The following is an 889-nucleotide window of genomic DNA, read 5'->3' as shown; positions in this document are numbered from 1 at the left end:
GGTCAGGGGCGGTGTGCGTAGCCCGAGGATCGATGAGGGCGAGGCTCCAGGTAAGACAGCAAATCGACCAAAACCCGATGCCCCGACCGGGAGCCTCGCCTGTGCTGTCTTACCCGTCCACGATCTCGTTGTCCAGCCGGACCCTGAACCACCTCGCCGACCGCATCCGCCAACACCGTAACCAGCAACGATCGCGATGGCGGCGCCTCGATGCGGGACGCCAGGCACTGCTCGCCCTTGCCCACTTGCGTAACGGCGACACCTACACCCGACTGGCCTGCGGGTTCGCGATCGGCGTCGCCACCGCCTGGCGCTACGTGCAGGAAGCGACCGCCCTGCTCGCGGCATCCGCCGACGACCTGGCTACCGCGATGAAGCGGATCCGCATGCTGGCGTACGCGATCCTGGACGGCACGCTGATCCCGATCGACCGGGTCGCCGACCAGAAGCCCTACTACTCGGGAAAACACAAACGCCACGGCGTGAACGTGCAGGTCATCGCCGACGCGGCGGGCCGCCTCGTCTGGGCCTCACCCGCGCTACCGGGATCGGCTCACGACCTGACCGCTGCCCGCATCCACGGCATCATCGACGCACTGACCAGCGCACACGTGATGACCTTCGCGGACAAGGGCTATCAGGGCGCCCGCGGCAGCGTGCGCACCCCGTTCAAGCGGTCCCGCTTCCGGCCGAAGCTGTCACGCAGGCAGAAAGCCGTGAACCGCGCCCACGCGAAGATCCGCGCCCGCGGTGAGCGAGCGATTGCCACGCTCAAAACCTGGAAGATCCTGGCCAAGCTGCGCTGCTGCCCACGCCGAGCCACCGCGATCGTGCAGGCGATCCTCGTCCTGCACCGCACCGAATCCAACCGCTACGCAGGATGAAAAGG

Annotated in this window: 1 protein-coding gene; it reads left to right on the top strand. The window is 67.4% G+C overall.

What is annotated here, in order from left to right:
- The first annotated feature begins 101 nt into the window (after nucleotides 1–101).
- A complete protein-coding gene (locus KBX06_RS27480) occupies nucleotides 102–884 on the top strand; it encodes a transposase family protein (protein ID WP_210839964.1) in 783 nt (260 codons plus the stop codon).
- Nucleotides 885–889: the final 5 nt, after the last annotated feature.

The sequence above is a fragment of the Micromonospora sp. C31 genome, assembly GCF_018070575.1.
Classification (GTDB): domain Bacteria; phylum Actinomycetota; class Actinomycetes; order Mycobacteriales; family Micromonosporaceae; genus Micromonospora.
The sequence above is the reverse complement of the archived record's forward strand: the minus strand, read 5'-3'. Positions and strand labels throughout refer to the sequence as shown.